This is a genomic window from Nostoc sp. FACHB-133 (genome assembly GCF_014698055.1).
Lineage (GTDB): Bacteria > Cyanobacteriota > Cyanobacteriia > Cyanobacteriales > Nostocaceae > Nostoc.
Genome location: NZ_JACJSH010000029.1, coordinates 1 through 18,944, shown reverse-complemented (window position 1 = coordinate 18,944; position 18,944 = coordinate 1). Strand labels below are relative to the sequence as shown.

Here is an 18,944-nt window from a genome sequence, read left to right as displayed (position 1 = left end):
TTAATTAATTTACACAAAAAAGGGGGTATTCATGACTCTTACCCCCTTTTTACTGATTACTTTTTGAGATAGCTACTAAGCAGCATATCGTTCTACAAAACTTTGTAGCCCTGATTTATAACCAGCACCGACAGCTTGGAATCTCCATTCCCCATCTTTTCGATAAAGCTTACCAAATTCAATTGCAGTTTCTGCGGAAGCATCTTCATCTAATTCATACTTAGCAATTTGTTTTTCTGTGGCGTTGTCATAAATTCTGATAAATGAGTTTCTGACTTGTCCAAAATTTTGCTTTCTTTGCTCTGCTTCATGAATGGTAACGACAAAAACTATTTCTTGAACCGAAGCATCAACTTTGCTCAAATCAATTTGAATTGTTTCATCATCTCCAAGCCCTTCTCCGGTTCTGCTGTCTCCTTCATGTTTTACAGAACCATCTGGTGATTGGGAGTTGTTATAGAAAACAAAGTATTTTTCATTAGGAATTTTTCCGTTAGCACCTAACATAAAGATAGAAGCATCAAGGTCAAAAACTGTACCTGTATCTGTAACGTTGATATCCCATCCTAAACCAATACCAGCATTTTTTAAGCTTGGTACTTCTTTTGAAAGATTGATTCTTTCGCCTTTGCTGAGGTTTATTGACATAATTACTCCCTATTTTTTCAAAACGAATTTTATGCAGAGTTGTTATTGAGTTGGGTAACTCAATAAGTAGTTAGGCATAGACTTTCATAAGTCCCTGCAAACCATTAACATTAATGCCGTTACCAATAGCTGCCATTTTCCACTCGTTATTGTGATTGTAAATTTCAGCCATGATCATCCCGGTCATTCCTTTGTATTCAGAACCAGATAAATGATATTTGGCCAGTTCTTGATTGTTAGATGTATTTACCAAGCGCACAAAGGCATTTTGTACCTGTGCAAATTCTTGCTTACGAGCAATACAGTCGTAAATATTAACCGTAAAAACTAATTTGACGATCTCTTTTGGTAGTCGAGCTAAATCTACAATAATTTGCTCGTCATCACCTGTACCTGCACCAGTGAGATTATCACCCAAATGGGTAATAGCTCCTGATTTGTGCAATAAATTTCCAAAGTAAAGAACGTTACCGATATCTGTTATTTTGTCATTTTTATCTAAACAGATTACAGAAGCATCCAAGTCGCAGTTTTGAGTATTACCGAAAGCCCCAAAAAAACTGCCACCAGAACGTTTTGCTATATCCCAGCCTAGTCCACACATCAGCTTTGTTAGCCCAGGTGCTTCTTTAGAAAGTGAGATACGTTGCCCTTTTTGTAGGTTGATTACCATGTGATAATTTTGAATATATTCAAACTGCGAATGTTTTTAAGTATTTGATTAGGTAGCTATTCGTATTAGTCTTTATTAAAAATTACTTCTAGCTTTTTAACTTTGTTAATTTCCACTAATTTTTGTAACTTAAAATTGGCAGACAAAATCATGCTCCATTAAAGTAATGAACAATAAAGCTACAAATTTTTATTGTATGATTCCGTTTTTATGTCGGAGTTAGCTAAGGCGTTTATCTATTTGAGTTGAATAATAATACGCTGCATAATTGAAGACATATCATATTGTTATGCGCTCTATCGTAGTCACATTTAAAAGCAGTGTAATCAGGAAAAACACGTAATGTCCAAGATTTTTGTATTTATACAACATATTTTTTGCCAGTATTACTGATCTAATTGCCGTTATAAAGTAGACTATAACTGCGCTAAACTATTAAAAATTATTGTCTTTATGTTTGAATCCAAGTGAAAGTTCGGAGTCTAGGACTTTATTGTCAATAAGTTATAGCAGTACCAATGTTCTGATCGTTTGATACTGCGATCGCTACAATTATTTATCAGAGCAAGCAAATGTAGAGACACAAAATTTTGCATCTTTAAATATTTATTAACAACGCTGCAACTGCGTTAACAACACAACAATTTCATCAATAGCCTGACGCAGAATGGTTGCAGGTTGCTCCGATTGATTCACAATAATACTAAAAACTATCGGCTCATATTTAGGCGCATTTATATATCCAGATAGAGAGACTACACCTGTTAATGTACCTGTTTTTGCTTGCACAATGCCCTCAGCAGATGTGTTTTGAAAGCGCCCTTTTAAGGTTCCAATTTTACCTGCTACGGGTAAAGATGCGCGATACACATATCCTGCTGGTGTTCTTGCCATCCCTCGCAAAGTTTGTACAAAAGCTTCTGGTGTCGCTAAGTTCCGACGTGATAAACCCGAACCATCTACTAAAATATAATTTGCTGGATCAACTCCCAATTGAGTTAAACTAGCTTTGACAGCTTCTAAACCAACATCAACGCTAGTTTTAGTTTTCACTCTGGGTTTTTCCCCAGCTAATGCTCTCAATAGTGCCTCAGCATAAAGATTATTACTATTTTGAAGAGTTTCCATTAATAATTCAGATAAAGGTGGTGACTCTACAAAAGCTATTTCTTCTTGATTAACACCACCATTTACTACTAATGTTTGTCCCAAAGTAATTTTCTCTGTTGCCAAAGCAGTACGGAAGCGCCGTAAGAAGTAATAATTAGGATCAACTACAGGCAAATCTATTAAAGACGGTTCTGAATTCGTTGTTAGTTGTCCTTGAATTCGCAATACTGTTCCTGATAATTCACGGGTAACATTGATGTAGCTTGGTTGATTTTGGGCAACGGTTACGGACTGATTAATTGTCCGCCACTGTTTCGCCTCGCCAACATCAGTCCATACCACTTGTAAAGATTTACCTACAGCCTGCGGTACAAGTTTTAAACTAAAAATATTTTGATTCAGAATAAAGCTGTTAACTGGTGCGCCATAGTCTGACTGCACATCTTCCCATTGCCAGGTTGGGTTAACAATATCCCCTTGAATATAACTATCATCAGCTATCAACCTCTGAATTTGAGTAATACCTTTCTGTTTTAGCTGCTGTGCTAATGTTTGCAGTTGAGTATCACTTAAGCTGGGATCTCCCCTACCGACAACACGTAAAACACCATTGCCATTCTGATAAATAGAGGTGCGAATCCGAAAATTAGCACCCAATTGCTGCAATGCAGCTGCTGTTGTCAGCAATTTGAGGTTAGAAGCAGGAATAAAATATTTCTGAGCATCCCGACTATAAAGAGTTTGCCCACTTGACAGGGGTTGTACCAAAATTCCCCAGCGCACCCGACTAAATAAAGGACGATTGATTACAGCATCTATAGCTGTTCCCAGTTGGGTAGAGCAAATTGATTTTGTACTGGTTGTTGGCGCGACTTGGGTTTGTGCTTTCGCAACTCTAGAACTAAATCCTATCTGGCTAGTCAAGAATATTAACAAAACACCCAGTGGTTGATTGAAAATCTTAAGTCTCACCAATTTTCCTTATCCCAAAGATAGATATTTTTAGTTTGCCAACAACTTCTTTCCGGAGAGAGAAGAATTGGCTCAGTAAAGTTACTTAACTAGTATAGGGAAGATGTTCACATGTTTCATACGTGGCCGATGTCTACGACGGGCTGCGCCTACGCACAAACATAATTTATGGGACTACAAAATAGAAACGTAAGTCAACCTGCACATACTACAGAAATACGAAATCGAGGCAACAGTGTGAGTACATTTTTATCTGGAGTAGCTGTATTACTCTCTACTTTGGCTTTGGGATGTAGCGGCTATGTAGCTTATGAAGTTTTCACGTTACGGCAGACACTAAATGCTAGTAATACAGTCAGTAGCACCATTCCCACTCAAGTGCCAAGTCCTACAGCTACAACTTCTCCACAAGCAACAGCCTCACCATCTCCAGCCAGTGCTACAACTTCAGCAATTAGCCCTGGTCAATTTGTGCAGCCTGCTTTTGGCAAAAAGGCAGAAGTTGAGTTACTTTCAGCAAAGCGAATTAAAGATCCAGAAACTGGAAACCGTGATGTGGTAAATCTGCAAATGCGGATTCGTCGCCTTGCCACAGACGCAGTTGTTGGTGATATTATATCGGTGGCTAGTACAACAGCCCGTAATCCTGAGACTAGCGTAACCTACAAAGGAATTGCTCTCAATCGTTCAACAGGAAGCGTTTCTTTGTTTCAAGTACGCCCACAAGCCTCCGCAGATGCTTATATCTGGCTAAGAGTTCCCGATGGTGTTAATAACTTGGACATTTTTGTGCCAGATACAGCCGCATTTAAAAATGTACCAATTTCTAATTAGTCCTCTATCGGACAATACGGTTCAAAAGACGCGATAAATTGCGTCTCTACAATAAGGGTTTTGTTGCTCATTCTAAACTGTATTGCTCTATCGGATTAATTTTGATAACATGCAAAATTCCCAACTTCTTTATGAAGTCGGGAATCGGAACAACTTAACTCAAACAAAATTATTTCATACTCTAAATTAGCAACCCCAAATTAAAGATGGTAGATCACTAAGGTTGCAATTCAATAAAGATTACTCCTCTTCTTCTTCGTCTTCTCCGAACACTGCATCTATAAGTTCTTGTGCGCGTTCGTCTGAAATTTTTAAGGCTTCTTGAAGTTCAGAGATATAATCTTGTTCAGCTTCGGGTACTTCTTCGTCAATTCCCACAACTAAGATAGCTGTGATGTATGCAGCTTCACGATAACCTCTATTGGGCAAGGATTCGATGGACTGGGCGATTAAATCTTCTGGTTCTTCTTCTTCAATCAAGCTGACGACTTTTTCGGTCAATTCTTCAAAGTCTTCTTCAGAGTAATCTTCAAATAAGTCAACCCGACCGAGAAATTCACTTAAAGCATATTCTTCTGTGGAAGAAATACCTTCACCATCGGCTGCTGCGGAAAAAAGTCCAAGGAGTGCGATCGCAACTTCTGGTTCTAGAGCAACTGAACTAACACTACGGCCTTTGGGCAACTTGCGTTTAGACATAATTATCCTCTAAAAGTTACGTGATATTTTAGGAAGTCATATTTTGCGGTTTATAATGCTTCCTCGATTTATGATTCCCAAAATAATGCGGAAATATACATTGGGATGAATCTTTTTTTCATAAAAAATACGCAGAGAATATATTTATCTGCGTATAAAAACGGTTAAATTGCCTTAACGATCGAAGTTTTTAGTACTTGTGTGTACACCATAGCTTATAAAGGGGAGGGAATTAGATGTTCTAGTTTCCCCTTTCTAATGTTATTTTGGCGATCGCATTTGTTGATTTGGCGTTCGCATTTGCTGATTTGGCGTTCGCATTTGTTGATTGGGCGTTCGCATTTGCTGATTTGGCGTTCGCATTTGCTGATTTGGCGTTCGCATTTGTTGATTCAGCGTTTGCATTTGCTGATTTAGCGTTTGCATTTGCTGATTTAGCGTTCGCAGTTGCTAATTGCACTTATTCTCAAACAGCAAAAACAATCTGCTCAAATGCGATTCTCTAATAGAGAACCCAATACTACTCGGGTTTTGGATTTTGAACTCAGAATTGGGTTTGGCGAAAAGGTGAAAGGGGAAGGGTTAAAGGTTTTTTCTTTCCCTTTTCCCCTTCCCCTTTTCCCCTTAACCGACAAGTATTGATAGAGAACCAATTAAACACTTATTGATTGGTTCTTCGAAAGCCGTCACCAGTACAATTCACTATAAGATTAAGCTATCTCTACGCAAAAGGAAAGGGAGCAGAATTAAGAGAATTCCTGTATCTTTCTCCCCTTCTCCTTGCTCCCCTACCTCTCTAGTCTGAATTATCAAAAAGCGTTACAGCTTCGTCCCACACTCAGCACAGAAGTTGTGGTTAGGAGCATTTTTGGCATTGCAGTTACTACAATAAACTGGCTCTGCTGCTGCTTTGGGCGGTTGCTTCTGCAAGCCGACCATTTGAGCGTTGCTCTTACCAGGGGCTACCATTGGATAGCAGTTTTCGTCTCTGGTGACGTGGACATTTAAGATTACTGGGCCTTTGTGTGCCAGCATTTCGGCGATCGCATCTTTTAATTGACTGCGATCGCTAATTACCATACCTTTAATGCCATAAGCTTTTGCTAACAACTCTACGTCTGGCATCCCTACTTCCATGTTGGAGCATGAGTAACGCTCACCATAGAAGGCTTGCTGCCACTGGCGCACCATTCCTTGCCAGCCGTTATTGATAATTATTGTCTTGACATTTATTCCATACTGTGCAAGTGTACCAAGTTCCTGCAAACACATTTGGAAACTGGCATCACCGCTAATACAGATGACTTCTTCATCAGGAAATGCCACTTTCGCGCCCATTGCAGCAGGTAAGCCAAAACCCATTGTTCCCAAACCAGCGCTAGAAATCCAGCGCCTTGGGCCATTCTTGAGGAATTGTGCTGCCCACATTTGATGTTGTCCCACATCTGTGGTGTAGAAAGCCTGGGGTGCCTGGCTACTAACTTCTACAATCACTTCTTGGGGTGAAATGCTGTCGGCATGATGCGGCACTATTAGAGGATACTCATCGCGCCAACGATTAACTAAATTTAACCACTCTTGGTTTTGATTAGGTGTAGCCTTAACGCCTGTTTCTTTGCAGCGACGCAACAAGTCTACTAAGACGTTCCGCACATCGCCGACGATGGGCACTTCGGGAACGCGGTTTTTGCCGACTTCAGCAGGATCGATGTCGATGTGAATGACTTTAGCGCGGGAGGCGAATTCGTCTAATTTGCCTGTAACGCGATCGTCAAATCTAGCACCGACGCAAATCAGCAAGTCACAATCACTTACAGCAAAGTTAGCGTAAGCTGTGCCGTGCATCCCCAACATTCCCAAAGCTAGAGGATGATGTTCGTCAAAGGCACCGATCCCCATTAAGGTTGTGGTGACAGGGATATTGAATAATTCAGCTAGTTCTTTGATTTCTTCATGGGCACCAGCTGCGATCGCACCACCACCGATATACAGTAGAGGACGGCGACTTTCAGTAATCAACTGAATTGCAGCATTAATTTGCCGGGGATTTCCCTTCACCGTGGGACGATAACCGCGTAACTTTACTGAACCTGGTTTTACAGGTACATAGTCAAATTCTTCTAAAGCTACATCCTTGGGGACATCAATTAAAACTGGCCCTGGTCGTCCAGTGCTAGCGATGTGGAAAGCTTCGGCGACAATTCGCGCCATATCTTTGGGATCACGCACTACATAAGAGTGCTTCACGATGGGTAGCGTAATGCCGTAAATATCGGTTTCCTGAAAGGCATCTGTACCAATGGACGGACGTGCTACCTGCCCCGTAACCACAATCATTGGGATTGAATCCATGTAGGCGGTGGCGATCCCTGTCACCAAGTTGGTTGCTCCTGGCCCAGAAGTGCCAAAACATACTCCTACCTTCCCAGTTGCACGGGCGTAACCATCTGCGGCGTGGGCTGCGCCTTGTTCGTGTCTCACAAGAATGTGCTTAATAGCACCAGTTGCTTCCACCTTATACAGGTCGTCATAAATTGGTAGAATTGCCCCACCAGGATAACCAAAAATATAATCAACGCCGTGGCGATGAAGGCTGTCAAGTAGAGCAAAACCGCCAGATGCACGTTTGGGCAAGATTGGCGGGCTAGAAGCACGAGACTGTTTGTGATTCTCAGTTTGTGGGAGACTAATTTGGGAGAGCGATTCTCCTGCGGAGACACTTCGTGAACGCACGGTCAAACCTCAGACTATAGCTAAAGTTAATGCTGAATTCTGTAGTTAAGATTTCATTTTAGTTGAAAACTTCAATGAAAACCTGATTAATTTTTATATTAGATATAAAGATAGATTATTAGCCTACATTAATTAAATTACGTCTTGCAAGACATTGCGGGTATTTTTCCAAGCCCAGACACCGACAACAACAACAACAACACTCATTGCTACCAGCACAGTTCGCAAGCCCAAAACATCAGTTAATGGCCCAGTAATTGCTAAGGGTAACGCCAGAGCGATGTTTACGGCATGATTTTGAAAGCCAAATACTTTACCGTGCATGGTAGATGGTGTTTGCTGTTGAATTAAAGTTTGCATGGGTACGCCAATTAGGGCAGCACCTATACCCAAAAATGCACAGAGTACTAGCGCCAGTAATAAGTTGTGCGTAAAAGTGAACACCCCTAAAACTAGTGCCATCATCAAAAATCCAATTAAAGGTAAGGGTTTGTGATGCAATTTATCACCCCAGTGACCTAAAATCGCTGCACCAGATACCATACCCACCCCTGCTGCTGCTAAGAAAAAGCCAAACTGTTTTTCTTTTAAACCAAACTCTTCAGCTAATCGGATTGTCAGCACTGTTAACGCTGCAAACACACAATATAAAGTTGTCAGTTGCAGCATAGCGTTCAAGATCAAAGGGTTTTTCTTGAGATAGCGTAGGCTTTCAGTGAATTCAGCCCAAGGGTTATTTGATGCCCGATGTTCCCTCAGTCGTTTGGGTTCTTTAAATTTAATCGGTTGCATGATTGCAGCCGACAATATGTATAATCCACCAACCACAAGCTCTTGACCGTATTCTTCTCCCATCCAGCTTTTCGCCAAACTCAAAATAGGCTCTCCTATAGCAAAGCCAACAATTAAAGCTCCCATCATCGTGCTGGTAAACAGCGCATTGGCTGCTAACAAATTCTCTCGCTTCACCAACAGAGGAATGGCTGCTTGTTCAGCGGGTGCAAAAAACTGCGTCACCGTAGAGATGGCAAAAGTCAGGATTAATAGAATCAGAAACTGTCTTGGTAACAAGGGAAGACACAGCGTTAATATTCCCCGGACAACATCTGAGCCAACCATAATTAGCTTTTTTGGCAAGCGGTCAACAAAGATACCACCAGCAGATCCGAACAAAATTGCTGGTATTGTAAAGGACAGCATCAAAGTTGAGTACATCGAGTTTTGTGCCAACCCAGGAAGCGGTGAATAGTTCTCCAAGAGAGCAATCATCAAAACGAAGAAAACCTTATCTGCTAACTGGGACACTAGTTGTCCAATCCACAGGAGCATAAAACCACGGTTTTTTAGCAGTGCGCCAAACCCGTTATTAACAGCAGCTGGTTCAGTTGGAAACATTTAGATACTTTCTTTCTTTGGGTAGATGGGACATGGGGAATGGGATATTGGGCATTGGGTATGGGCTATGGGCTATGGGCTATGGGGTATAGTTTTTCTTGACTGTCCCCTGTACGCTATCACCTGTAACCTTTTCCCTTCCCCACTCCTAACTCCTAACTCATAATTCTATTGTCCGGACTATTTGCTTCATAGCGCTTTAACAGCATAAGCAAAAACTCAGCTGCTGTCAGATAACCTTTGGGTGGAGAAATTTCAATGGATGAATCTACCCAACAGCCTTTTACAGTTTGGGGAGATTTCCAAATGGATAAATGGTCGACTGCTGGCTCTGCATAAAAGTTATTTTGCCCACTGCCTAGTAAAGATGAACTCCAATGGGTGAAATAATCATGGCTCATCCGATGAATAGGGAAATTACCCTTTAGTGGTACTCCCCATCCATCTATAGCAATAAAAGCTTTGACACTACCACCCAAGAGTTGCCACAAATGCGCTGCCCCTATTGCCCCAACTACGCCAGCACTAAAGCTTATGAATATAATTGGTGATTTTAAAGAGTCGGTCAAGCAATACCTGCGGTAAGCTACGCTAACGCGCAAAAACTGCAAAATGTGCAATGCTGATAAAACCGAAATATCTTTACCTGGAAAAACCAGTATATTAGATTGATTTTTCGCAATTGAACCATTAGGAATATTTAAGCATTCCGATATAAAGGATTCAGTGAAGGCTGGGTCGTGGATTCCAGGGCAAATAATGATGCTCATCTCTCTGTGCGTGGCAGCTTTCAAAATTATGAATAACTTAAACCTACTACAAGGGTCTATTAACTGTTCACGTTTACTAAAAAATGATGGGAGATGAAGGGAGTATTTTCACTAAATTGTTACAAGTAAAACTTAATTAATAGTATAATTACTTAATATCATCCAAAAATATTCAACGGTTTGTGCGATCGCTATAGGTTGTGTTCTCTTGCAAAAAAGCATAAATTTAATACAGCAGTTTGTAAGTAAATGAGGTACAGAGTGCCCGACTCAAAATCAGATATAAACAGTTTTTACATCTACCTCCTGCCTCCAAACGAGTATCTTTGTACTTCATACAAAAGAAAACTGCTGTATCTTGACAACTTAAGGTAGACTTTGGTATTACAAGAGCAGTGGTGATGAAACTCGCCTTCTGGAACAACCAGAGAACCGCCCATGTGGCTAATAGTTTCTAGTTCAATACTGCATTAACCTACTGTCAACAAGTAGGTGGTAAGAGCTAAAAATTATCGGTCAAGTTGGATTAGATAAAATGGGCGAAATTTTTTTTACAATTTTCAAAACAAGCTTCATAAAAATCAAGCTGCGATTTTTAGAACCTACCGAAATATTTAAGACAATTCAATCAATAGCGAGTATTGCTACTCAAAAAGCTACATTCTTTAATGTGACTAATACTTCTACTGATTTATTAATTTTCAAAATATTGAATAAACTTTTTGTAAATTCAGAAAGGCTCAATTTGATTGATATAACTCTGGCTTGTTATCAATCGAAAATATTTACATAAAAGTTTGTAACCGAATGCATATTACCGATAAGAAGACACTTCCACCCAAATACATTAATATAAACCATTCAGAAATAAAAGCAATTTGGATATGAAGAAATTACGCTATTTAGAACAGTTAATTGTCTTACCACAACTCAGCAAATGGTTAATCATATCCTTTGTGATTGGTATTCTTTCTGGTATAGGTTCTGCTACTCTTTTAGCATCATTGGAATGGTCAACTGATTGGCGAGAATCTCATCTTTGGATAATTGCATTATTACCACTGGGTGGCTTCTTAAGCGGTTGGATTTATCATCGGTTTGGCGAACGGGTAGAGGCAGGGAACAATCTTTTACTTGAAGAGATTCATAATCCCAAAGATATTATTCCTTTGCAAATGGCTCCTTTAGTTTTGCTAGGGACAGACCTAACTCATTTATTTGGAGGTTCAGCTGGTCGTGAAGGTACAGCCCTGCAAATAGCTACTTCACTTGCAGATCGGTTGACAAAGATATTCCACTTCAAACACACAGATCGACGAATTTTATTAATGGCTGGTTTAAGTGGGGGATTTGCTTCAGTTTTCGGGACTCCCTTAGCTGGAACCATCTTTAGTTTAGAAGTTTTAGCTATTGGTAAAATCCAACATGATGCGCTTTTTCCCTCTTTAGTTGCAGCAATTGTAGGCGATCGCGTTACCTTAATGTTGGGTTTGCACCATACGGCATATCGTCATGCCCCCGTTGTCCCAACAGTCACCGTCATGGGGCTAATTTCTGCAATTATCGCTGGCGCAATCTTTGGAACTGTAGCAATGATTTTTGCCAAGCTGACTCATAAAATCAGCCACATTTTTAAAGAAAAAATCTCCTACCCTCCTTTACGTCCTGCCATCGGTGGGGTGATTGTGGCGCTGGCTGTTTGGGCAGTCGGAACTACAAAATACATTGGACTGGGTATTCCTACAATTGTTGATGCTTTTAACACCCAATTATCACCCTGGGATTTTGCTGCGAAAATAGCTTTCACTGCTTTGACCTTGGGAGCAGGTTTTAAAGGAGGAGAAGTAACCCCTTTATTTTATATCGGTGCAACATTAGGCAATGCTTTGTCTTTAATATTGGCTTTACCTGCACCACTACTTGCAGGTATGGGGTTTGTTGCTGTCTTTGGTGGTGCAGCCAATACCCCTATCGCTTCAACTTTAATGGGAATTGAACTGTTTGGTTTAGAATCCGGAGTCTTTATTGCTATCGCTTGTGTAGTCAGCTATCTTTTTTCTGGTCATGCTGGCATCTATAAGGCACAACGTATTGGCTCAGGCAAATACCATTTTTTGCCTGTTAAAGAAGGACGAAGTTTAACTAGCCAGTCCCTACCCGGATTTCTCTCAAAGGGCGATGGGGTTTCCCCCGAAGTTCAGATATCTGACGACAAACCCTGACACTCAAAGTATGTCTTTTGATGTATTTTCGATTTTTCCACCTATCCTATCCCCCTGGGTGGGATAATAAGTTACTAGTAGGGAAAATGTGTAAGCTATTCCCTAACTTTATATTTCTCTGCACTCTGGTTATATTGAGGAACTAATTGTGGTTGCCACGCCGGAAAAAGTACAACACACCCACGAGCATCTATCAGGTAAAGACCGTGTAGCCGTACTGCTTATGGGCTACGGCGAAGTCGAAAGCTACGAAGATTTCGCCAACTATAATGAACAGGCTTTAAATCTACTGACAGCAAAATTCGCACCGGTACCAACCTGGATTTATCCGCCTCTGGCAAAGCTTTTGGCGCTATTTGACCGCCACGAGTGGGGACACACACACCACGATTTTATTTCCCCACACAACGCCATCTTTGAACAGCAGCGTGCTGGGATCGAGAAGAATTTACAAGAAAAATGGGGCGATAAGGTTCAAGTTTTCAAGGCATTTAACTTTTGTGCCCCTTTTCTACCCAATCAAGTCTTGGCAGAAATCAAAAACCAAGGCTTCGAGAAGCTGCTGATTTACCCACTGCTAGTTGTTGATTCTATCTTTACCAGTGGGATTGCGATCGAGCAAGTTAACAATGCTCTCGTTGAGTTGACTGATGGTGAGGAACACTGGGTTAAAGCACAGCGGTACATTCCTTCTTTCTTCAACGAACCAGCTTACATCAATTTGATGGCTCATCTGGTTGATGAGAAAATTGCTGAATTAGCAGGAGCTTATCTCCCTTCTCAAATCGGCATTGTGCTAATGAATCATGGCTGTCCCCATAAAGCTAAAGGCTTTACTTCTGGGATTGCCGAAAGTGAAGCAATGTACGATTTAGTTCGGGATAAGTTGATTAACCGCTATCCGTTAATCTCGGTGGGTTGGCTCAATCATGACACGCCCTTAATTGATTGGACACAGCCAAACGCCGAACAAGCTGCAAATAACCTGATTCAGTTGGGTGCAAAAGTGGTAATTTTTATGCCAATTGGCTTTGCCACAGAAAACCACGAAACGCTATTGGATGTACACCATATCATCCATGCTTTAGAGAAACAGCATCCTGGTACGAACTACGTACAAATGGCTTGCGTTAACGATCGCCCAGAATTTTTGGCAATGGTGGCTCAATGGGCTGATGATCATATTGCAGAGTTGTTGTCAGAGCAACCTTTGGCAGTTAATCCCCAACTCGCTGGAGATCACCATCACCACCACCATCATCATTAAGCTTTGAGTTTACGAGGGTGGGTCTAGCTTTGCCCACCCTACAACTAATTTACGCCTCGCAGCTTGCGAGTATTATCAACTAAACTCTGAGCAAATTCATCAAATCTTTGAGAAAGCTTCTCATCTACTAGCTTGCCTTCAGGACTGAATGCGCCCCAAGCTTGTCCGATCGCAATTTGTTCTGGAATTACCCAACCATGCACCCATCTGACAATTAGCCGTAGGTCATTTAATGCGTTACTATTTGACTGACCGCCCAATACGCTGATTAGTCCTGTCACTTTATCAGACAGTTGCTCAAAGCTCATCAAATCTAGAGCATTTTTCAGGACACCACTAACCCCACCATGATACTCAGGTGTGGCTAAAATTAATCCATCTGACTGGCTGACAGTATCCTGTAACCGCTTAACATCTGGGTATTCTAGATACTCTTTTGCGCCAGTACAAAACGGTAACTGCAACTGTCTTAAATCAAGAATTTCTACCTCTGCACCAAGGGCTTCTATCCTTTGCACTGCTACTTGTAAAGCAAGCTGCGTATAGGAGTTTGGTCTTAAACTACCACCAATACCAACAATTCTCACCATAATTAACCTACAAACTATTAACTAGCTACTATCACCAGATTTCTTAAAAAGCGGAATCGTTATGACTATGTTTATCTTAGCGATTTGTGTCCGAATGTGTCAAATTAATCTCTGCTGGAAAATTTGAGGATGAAAAAGTTAGGAGTTAGGAGCCAGAATAATTATCCAGGTTGCTCAAATTTATGTAATAACCGGAGAAACATGGGAATGCTTTTGTGTGGAAGTTAGACTAGATAAGAAAAGTGTAATTTCCAGTTATTACAATTTTTGGTAGAAGAATAGGCATAAAACCATAGCTCAACTTGTGCCAGCAGACAAAGGGTAATTATTATGACAAATTTGGGAAAAAAAGCATTGGTAAAAAGGCAGTCATCAAAGCGAGTTGCTTGGGTTGGTGCGAAGGCATTGCCCGCCGTAGGCATCGCAGCTAGCTTGATTATGTTACCAGGAATTTTCGGGAGTACCCCCGTCTTGGCACAAAAAGCAGAGAGTACTTCTAATACTTCTAGTACCTCTCTAAACTATGGTGATTTGCTCAAGAAAGCGAAGGCGGGAGAAGTCCAAAAAGTAGAGCTTGACGAAACCGAACAGCTAGCCAGAGTTTATCTCAAAGGGCAAAAGGAAAATACGCCACCGCAACAGGTGAGACTTCTGGCGCAAAACACAGAGTTAATTAACATACTCAAAGATAAGAATGTTGAGTTTGGCGAGGTTTCCTCTGCTAACAGTCGAGCCGCTGTTGGGCTGTTGATTAATCTTATGTGGATTTTGCCACTGCTAGCTTTAATGCTATTGTTCCTCCGACGCTCTACAAATGCTTCTAGCCAAGCGATGAATTTCGGCAAATCCAAAGCTCGTTTCCAAATGGAAGCCAAAACGGGAGTGAAATTTGAAGATGTCGCCGGGGTTGAAGAAGCTAAAGAAGACCTTGAAGAAGTTGTTACTTTCCTAAAACAGCCAGAAAGATTTACGGCTGTAGGCGCACGGATTCCCAAAGGAGTGCTGTTAATTGGCCCTCCTGGTACTGGTAAAACTTTACTAGCAAAAGCGATCGCAGGTGAAGCAGGTGTACCATTCTTCAGTATTTCCGGTTCAGAATTCGTGGAAATGTTCGTTGGTGTGGGTGCATCTCGCGTGCGTGACCTCTTCAAGAAAGCCAAAGAAAATGCCCCATGTCTAATATTTATCGATGAAATTGACGCAGTAGGTAGACAACGGGGTGCTGGAATCGGTGGCGGTAACGATGAGCGCGAACAAACCCTCAACCAACTGCTCACCGAAATGGATGGTTTTGAAGGCAACACAGGCATTATTATTATTGCTGCCACTAACCGCCCAGATGTCTTAGATGCAGCGCTGCTCAGACCAGGACGCTTTGACAGACAAGTGATGGTGGATGCACCGGATCTCAAAGGGCGACTGGAAATTTTGAAAGTCCACGCCCGGAATAAGAAAATTGACCCTAGCGTATCATTAGAAGCGATCGCTCGTCGCACTCCTGGATTTACCGGTGCAGACTTAGCCAACCTACTCAACGAAGCTGCTATTCTCACTGCTCGGAGACGCAAAGAAGCTGTCACAATTTTAGAAATTGATGCTGCTGTGGATAGAGTCGTTGCAGGTATGGAAGGTACTGCATTAGTAGACAGCAAGAGCAAACGCTTGATTGCCTATCATGAAGTTGGACACGCTTTAGTAGGCACATTGCTCAAAGACCATGACCCTGTGCAGAAAGTTACATTAATTCCACGGGGACAAGCACTCGGATTAACTTGGTTTACTCCTAACGAAGAACAGGGGTTAGTTTCCCGTTCCCAACTCAAATCCCGGATTACTGCTACTCTGGGTGGTCGCGCCGCCGAGGAAATCGTTTTTGGTAAGCCAGAAGTTACCACAGGTGCAAGCAATGACTTGCAACAGGTGACAGGGATGGCGCGGCAGATGGTGACACGCTTCGGGATGTCAGAATTAGGCCCATTGTCTCTGGAAAATCAGAGTGGAGAGGTATTTTTAGGACGCGACTGGATGAATAAATCTGACTATTCTGAAGAAATTGCCGCCAAAATTGATTCACAGGTGCGTGAAATTGTCAATAGCTCTTATATCAAGGCAAAAGAACTGTTGGAAGAAAATCGCATAGTTTTGGAACGTTTAGTAGATTTGTTAATAGAGGAAGAAACAATTGAAGGCGATTCATTCCGCCAAATCGTTGTTGATAATGCCCAAGTAGCTGATGCACAATTAGCTGTACCTCATTAGATATCTGATGACAGATAATGTAGAGATGTAGCGCTGCTATGTCTCTACAAGTGTTGTTGATAAAGCATAATAAACAGGTCGTTTCAGGTTTTTATTAATCATTCTTTGATAGAAAATAGAGCCACGGTGTAGGGGCAATTCATGAATTGCCCCTACACCGTATAGTTTTGTGTAAGTCCTAAAATAAGTTGGGAATCTTCTTGTGCAAAAGTAGAAGGCTACCCAATACGGTATCGTGGGTTTTGAGACGCGATAAATCGCCGTCTCTACAAGTGTTTTGGTCTTATATGAACTGTATTGCGCTTTAGCCAACCGTATTAGAAGGCTACCTCAGCATTTCCACAAACTGGTACATAAAGCCTTACTACTGTAAAGCTTAAGGTATTGTATTATATAGACCCAATCAACGTACTACAAGTGGAAATAGACATTATGAAACATAGATTTTGGGCAAGCTATTTGCTTGCGGCTTTAGCATTTCTTCCTTTAGAACCTGTAATGACTACACAGGTTTTGGCAACAGAGTCAGTTTTGCAACTGGCACAAGCCAAATCTGCTTATACGCAATATATGCAACTCGGCTATAACGAAACCAAACGGAGAAACTATCGAAAAGCTTTATTGAATTTTCAGCAAGCAGAACGGCTACGTCCTGGAGATAGATATGCTACTTCTGCAATTAGAAATGTTACAAGTTACATCCAACGCGGTAGAAATCGTATTGCCTTTGTCCCAGGTAGACCTGGTAGGGTAAGGTCAGCAGGAACACGAGGAAGTTGCTTTCAAACTGGACAGAATATCATTCCCTTGACACCGACAGATAAGGAAGCTCAACGAACCACAGCAGAGCGTCCCACATTATTTTTCTATGTTCCTCAAACCTCGACAACAGTGCAAGCACTAGAATTTGTTTTGCGGGATGATGATAGCTCCGACCCATTGTATAAAGGAACTTTCAAACCTGTTGGACAGAATGGTATTGTTAGTGTAAATGTACCTGCTAATCAGCCATCTCTACAAATCGGTAAAGAGTATAGTTGGACTTTTTCAATGATTTGTGATACTAACAACCGCGATAAAGACTCTTATGTAGAAGGTACAATAGTGCGATCGCAAGATGAAAATCTATCTCTTCAATTAAACCAACCAAACACAGACTTGGATCGTGCAGTTCTATTTGCAACTGCTGGATTTTGGGAAGATTCTCTCAGAACTTTAGCTAATTTACGCCGCCAGCGTCCTAATGATCCCGAAGTTCAGAAATATTGGGAAGATTTGTTGAATTCAGTAGAGATTAAAGAAGTTGTAAACAAGCCTTTATTGCCCTGTTGTACTGTTCAAAAATAAATTAAAAATTACTTAAAAACCCGGTTTTGATAGAGAAGCCGGGTTTTTACCATGAGACGCGATAAATCGCCGTCTCTACAAGTATTTTGGTCTTATCTGAGAAGTATTAACGTTGCGTATTACGCGATTTTATGTTAAAAAACGACGCTCATTTTTAAGTGTGCTGCGATCGCGTACCCGCCCGCCAGAGGCGATGGTCTCCGACCGACCGGAGGTCATCGCAAACGAGACAGTTAATCTGAGATATTGAACAATTAGTTTGCAATACTTAATATTAGATTACCTAATAATTAGTTTTTCATGATATTGTGTTCATCAGTACATATTTTTTTGTATGCATCGTGTAGAGTCTATTTGCGGAGTAAGATTGCTACATAAATTTATGGTAATTCGAGCGCCAAGCAGCAGCAACCCTAGTTTTGCTGTGGTATTAACCTGACTTACAGTTTGGTTATTTCATTCCATATAGAGCAACTGAAGTCTACATTTTAGTTGCTTTGAAAGCATTCCATTATTAAATTCAGTGTGGAGTTAGCAGTAAATGCTAGCCCAAAGCTTTGTATGAAAAGATTTTTATCAATCTGCCATCTGAGTATCTTTTGGGTGGATGTCAGCAGTTGAAAGCAAACATATTGTTGTCTACTCATCAGACACTTGCCACGTAGTTATAAGGATTTTACAAACAGTTAGGAATTAGCGATCGCACACTGACGTTAGACGAAAAGCCATTAGCTACACCCAAATCAGCAATCACACTAGAGAAAACAAAAAAGCTTATGAATACAACACGCAAGTTTCGTTTAGGTGCATTCGTTCAAGCCACCGGTCATCATATATCCTCTTGGCGACACCCCGATGCACAAGCAGATGCTGGATTGAATTTCGAGCATTACAAGGAAATTACCCAGACTGCCGAACGCGGCTTGTTTGATGCAGTTTTTCTAGCAGATAGCCCAGGAGTTTGGGGTGGCGCTCCAGAAAGTCAGTATCGCAACGGTAAAATCGCCCATTTCGAGCCGGTCACTCTTTTCTCAGCCTTGTCCTCTGTTACCAAAAACATTGGCTTCATTTCCACCGCCTCGACTACTTATGAAGAACCCTACAGCTTGGCCCGGAAGTTTGCCTCCCTGGACTACTTGAGTAACGGCCGCGCAGGGTGGAATGTAGTCACTACAGGCAATGAGAACGCCGCTCGTAATTTCGGGCTTGAGCATCACCCAGAACATAGCCAGCGTTATGAACGCGCGGAAGAGTTTGTGGAAGTAGTGAAAGGACTGTGGGATAGCTGGGAAGATGATGCTTTTATCCGTGACAAAGAATCTGGGGGAGCTATGCGGTTTCGTCAGATCCAGTAAAAAACAAGCGATCACTAAATCATTTTCCCAGTAGTATAAATTTATTTATACTTTTTAAGCAGTATTAACA

General features: G+C 41.3%; 14 protein-coding genes, 1 pseudogene and 1 riboswitch. Of the genes and pseudogenes, 6 read left to right on the top strand and 9 right to left on the bottom strand.

Annotated features, from left to right (window positions below; translation table 11 throughout):
- Nucleotides 1-75: 75 nt before the first annotated feature.
- The 3 genes from H6G86_RS22245 to dacB form a co-directional block, all read right to left on the bottom strand.
- Complete coding sequence (locus H6G86_RS22245) at nucleotides 76-648, bottom strand: TerD family protein (protein ID WP_163930402.1); 573 nt, start codon at nucleotides 646-648, stop codon at nucleotides 76-78.
- Nucleotides 649-718: 70 nt separating this feature from the next.
- Nucleotides 719-1,321 carry a TerD family protein gene (locus tag H6G86_RS22240; protein WP_114080884.1) on the bottom strand — a complete coding sequence of 201 codons (603 nt, stop codon included), beginning with the start codon at nucleotides 1,319-1,321 and terminating at the stop codon, nucleotides 719-721.
- 609 nt (nucleotides 1,322-1,930) lie between these two features.
- Nucleotides 1,931-3,403, bottom strand: coding sequence for a D-alanyl-D-alanine carboxypeptidase/D-alanyl-D-alanine endopeptidase (dacB, locus tag H6G86_RS22235; protein WP_313931351.1), 1,473 nt, complete (start codon nucleotides 3,401-3,403; stop codon nucleotides 1,931-1,933).
- A gap of 237 nt (nucleotides 3,404-3,640) precedes the next feature.
- Here dacB and H6G86_RS22230 point away from each other — a divergent pair, with 237 nt between their 5' ends.
- Complete coding sequence (locus tag H6G86_RS22230; RefSeq protein ID WP_190936131.1) at nucleotides 3,641-4,237, top strand: hypothetical protein; 597 nt, start codon at nucleotides 3,641-3,643, stop codon at nucleotides 4,235-4,237.
- Between the two features lie 240 nt (nucleotides 4,238-4,477).
- Here the strand turns inward: H6G86_RS22230 and H6G86_RS22225 are convergent, their stop codons facing one another.
- The 5 genes from H6G86_RS22225 to H6G86_RS22205 all read right to left on the bottom strand — a co-directional run bounded on the left by H6G86_RS22225 (nucleotide 4,478) and on the right by H6G86_RS22205 (nucleotide 9,834).
- Nucleotides 4,478-4,936, bottom strand: a complete 459-nt coding sequence (locus H6G86_RS22225) for a tellurite resistance TerB family protein (RefSeq protein ID WP_190936130.1) — start codon at nucleotides 4,934-4,936, stop codon at nucleotides 4,478-4,480.
- Nucleotides 4,937-5,197: 261 nt separating this feature from the next.
- Nucleotides 5,198-5,362, bottom strand: coding sequence for a hypothetical protein (locus H6G86_RS22220; RefSeq protein ID WP_190936129.1), 165 nt, complete (start codon nucleotides 5,360-5,362; stop codon nucleotides 5,198-5,200).
- 393 nt (nucleotides 5,363-5,755) lie between these two features.
- The gene (gene ilvB / locus H6G86_RS22215) at nucleotides 5,756-7,669 is read right to left on the bottom strand and encodes a biosynthetic-type acetolactate synthase large subunit (protein WP_190936128.1); all 1,914 of its coding nucleotides are present in this window, start codon (nucleotides 7,667-7,669) and stop codon (nucleotides 5,756-5,758) included.
- A gap of 132 nt (nucleotides 7,670-7,801) precedes the next feature.
- Complete coding sequence (locus H6G86_RS22210) at nucleotides 7,802-9,064, bottom strand: MFS transporter (RefSeq protein ID WP_190936127.1); 1,263 nt, start codon at nucleotides 9,062-9,064, stop codon at nucleotides 7,802-7,804.
- Nucleotides 9,065-9,219: 155 nt separating this feature from the next.
- Nucleotides 9,220-9,834, bottom strand: a complete 615-nt coding sequence (locus H6G86_RS22205; protein ID WP_190936126.1) for a hypothetical protein — start codon at nucleotides 9,832-9,834, stop codon at nucleotides 9,220-9,222.
- A gap of 388 nt (nucleotides 9,835-10,222) precedes the next feature.
- A riboswitch (Fluoride riboswitch) is annotated at nucleotides 10,223-10,298 on the top strand.
- Between the two features lie 420 nt (nucleotides 10,299-10,718).
- Between H6G86_RS22205 and H6G86_RS22200 the strand changes: the two genes are divergently transcribed.
- A complete protein-coding gene (locus H6G86_RS22200; protein WP_190936125.1) occupies nucleotides 10,719-12,056 on the top strand; it encodes a chloride channel protein in 1,338 nt (445 codons plus the stop codon).
- 148 nt (nucleotides 12,057-12,204) lie between these two features.
- Nucleotides 12,205-13,323 carry a ferrochelatase gene (locus tag H6G86_RS22195; RefSeq protein ID WP_190936124.1) on the top strand — a complete coding sequence of 373 codons (1,119 nt, stop codon included), beginning with the start codon at nucleotides 12,205-12,207 and terminating at the stop codon, nucleotides 13,321-13,323.
- 44 nt (nucleotides 13,324-13,367) lie between these two features.
- Here H6G86_RS22195 and H6G86_RS22190 read toward each other — a convergent pair whose 3' ends face one another.
- Entirely contained in the window at nucleotides 13,368-13,913 is a 546-nt protein-coding gene (locus H6G86_RS22190) for an NADPH-dependent FMN reductase (RefSeq protein ID WP_190936123.1), read from the bottom strand.
- A gap of 330 nt (nucleotides 13,914-14,243) precedes the next feature.
- Here H6G86_RS22190 and ftsH point away from each other — a divergent pair, with 330 nt between their 5' ends.
- From ftsH to H6G86_RS22175, 3 genes and pseudogenes are all read left to right on the top strand, one after another.
- Complete coding sequence (ftsH, locus tag H6G86_RS22185; protein WP_190936122.1) at nucleotides 14,244-16,172, top strand: ATP-dependent zinc metalloprotease FtsH; 1,929 nt, start codon at nucleotides 14,244-14,246, stop codon at nucleotides 16,170-16,172.
- 432 nt (nucleotides 16,173-16,604) lie between these two features.
- Nucleotides 16,605-17,519 (top strand): DUF928 domain-containing protein, encoded by a 915-nt coding sequence (locus H6G86_RS22180; RefSeq protein WP_199338390.1) that lies wholly within the window; start codon nucleotides 16,605-16,607, stop codon nucleotides 17,517-17,519.
- A 776-nt stretch (nucleotides 17,520-18,295) separates the two neighbouring features.
- Nucleotides 18,296-18,844, top strand: a pseudogene (locus H6G86_RS22175) (LLM class flavin-dependent oxidoreductase); the annotation flags it as partial.
- Nucleotides 18,845-18,944 lie beyond the last annotated feature (100 nt).

Excerpts from the sequence above, each read along its gene's own strand:
- H6G86_RS22220 (WP_190936129.1), bottom strand. The coding sequence starts at position 5,362 with ATGCAAACGCTAAATCAGCAAATGCAAACGCTGAATCAACAAATGCGA.
- H6G86_RS22240 (WP_114080884.1), bottom strand. The coding sequence starts at position 1,321 with ATGGTAATCAACCTACAAAAAGGGCAACGTATCTCACTTTCTAAAGAA.
- H6G86_RS22225 (WP_190936130.1), bottom strand. The coding sequence starts at position 4,936 with ATGTCTAAACGCAAGTTGCCCAAAGGCCGTAGTGTTAGTTCAGTTGCT.
- H6G86_RS22205 (WP_190936126.1), bottom strand. The coding sequence starts at position 9,834 with ATGAGCATCATTATTTGCCCTGGAATCCACGACCCAGCCTTCACTGAA.
- H6G86_RS22210 (WP_190936127.1), bottom strand. The coding sequence starts at position 9,064 with ATGTTTCCAACTGAACCAGCTGCTGTTAATAACGGGTTTGGCGCACTG.
- H6G86_RS22190 (WP_190936123.1), bottom strand. The coding sequence starts at position 13,913 with ATGGTGAGAATTGTTGGTATTGGTGGTAGTTTAAGACCAAACTCCTAT.
- H6G86_RS22180 (WP_199338390.1), top strand. The coding sequence starts at position 16,605 with ATGAAACATAGATTTTGGGCAAGCTATTTGCTTGCGGCTTTAGCATTT.
- H6G86_RS22200 (WP_190936125.1), top strand. The coding sequence starts at position 10,719 with ATGAAGAAATTACGCTATTTAGAACAGTTAATTGTCTTACCACAACTC.
- ftsH (WP_190936122.1), top strand. The coding sequence starts at position 14,244 with ATGACAAATTTGGGAAAAAAAGCATTGGTAAAAAGGCAGTCATCAAAG.
- H6G86_RS22245 (WP_163930402.1), bottom strand. The coding sequence starts at position 648 with ATGTCAATAAACCTCAGCAAAGGCGAAAGAATCAATCTTTCAAAAGAA.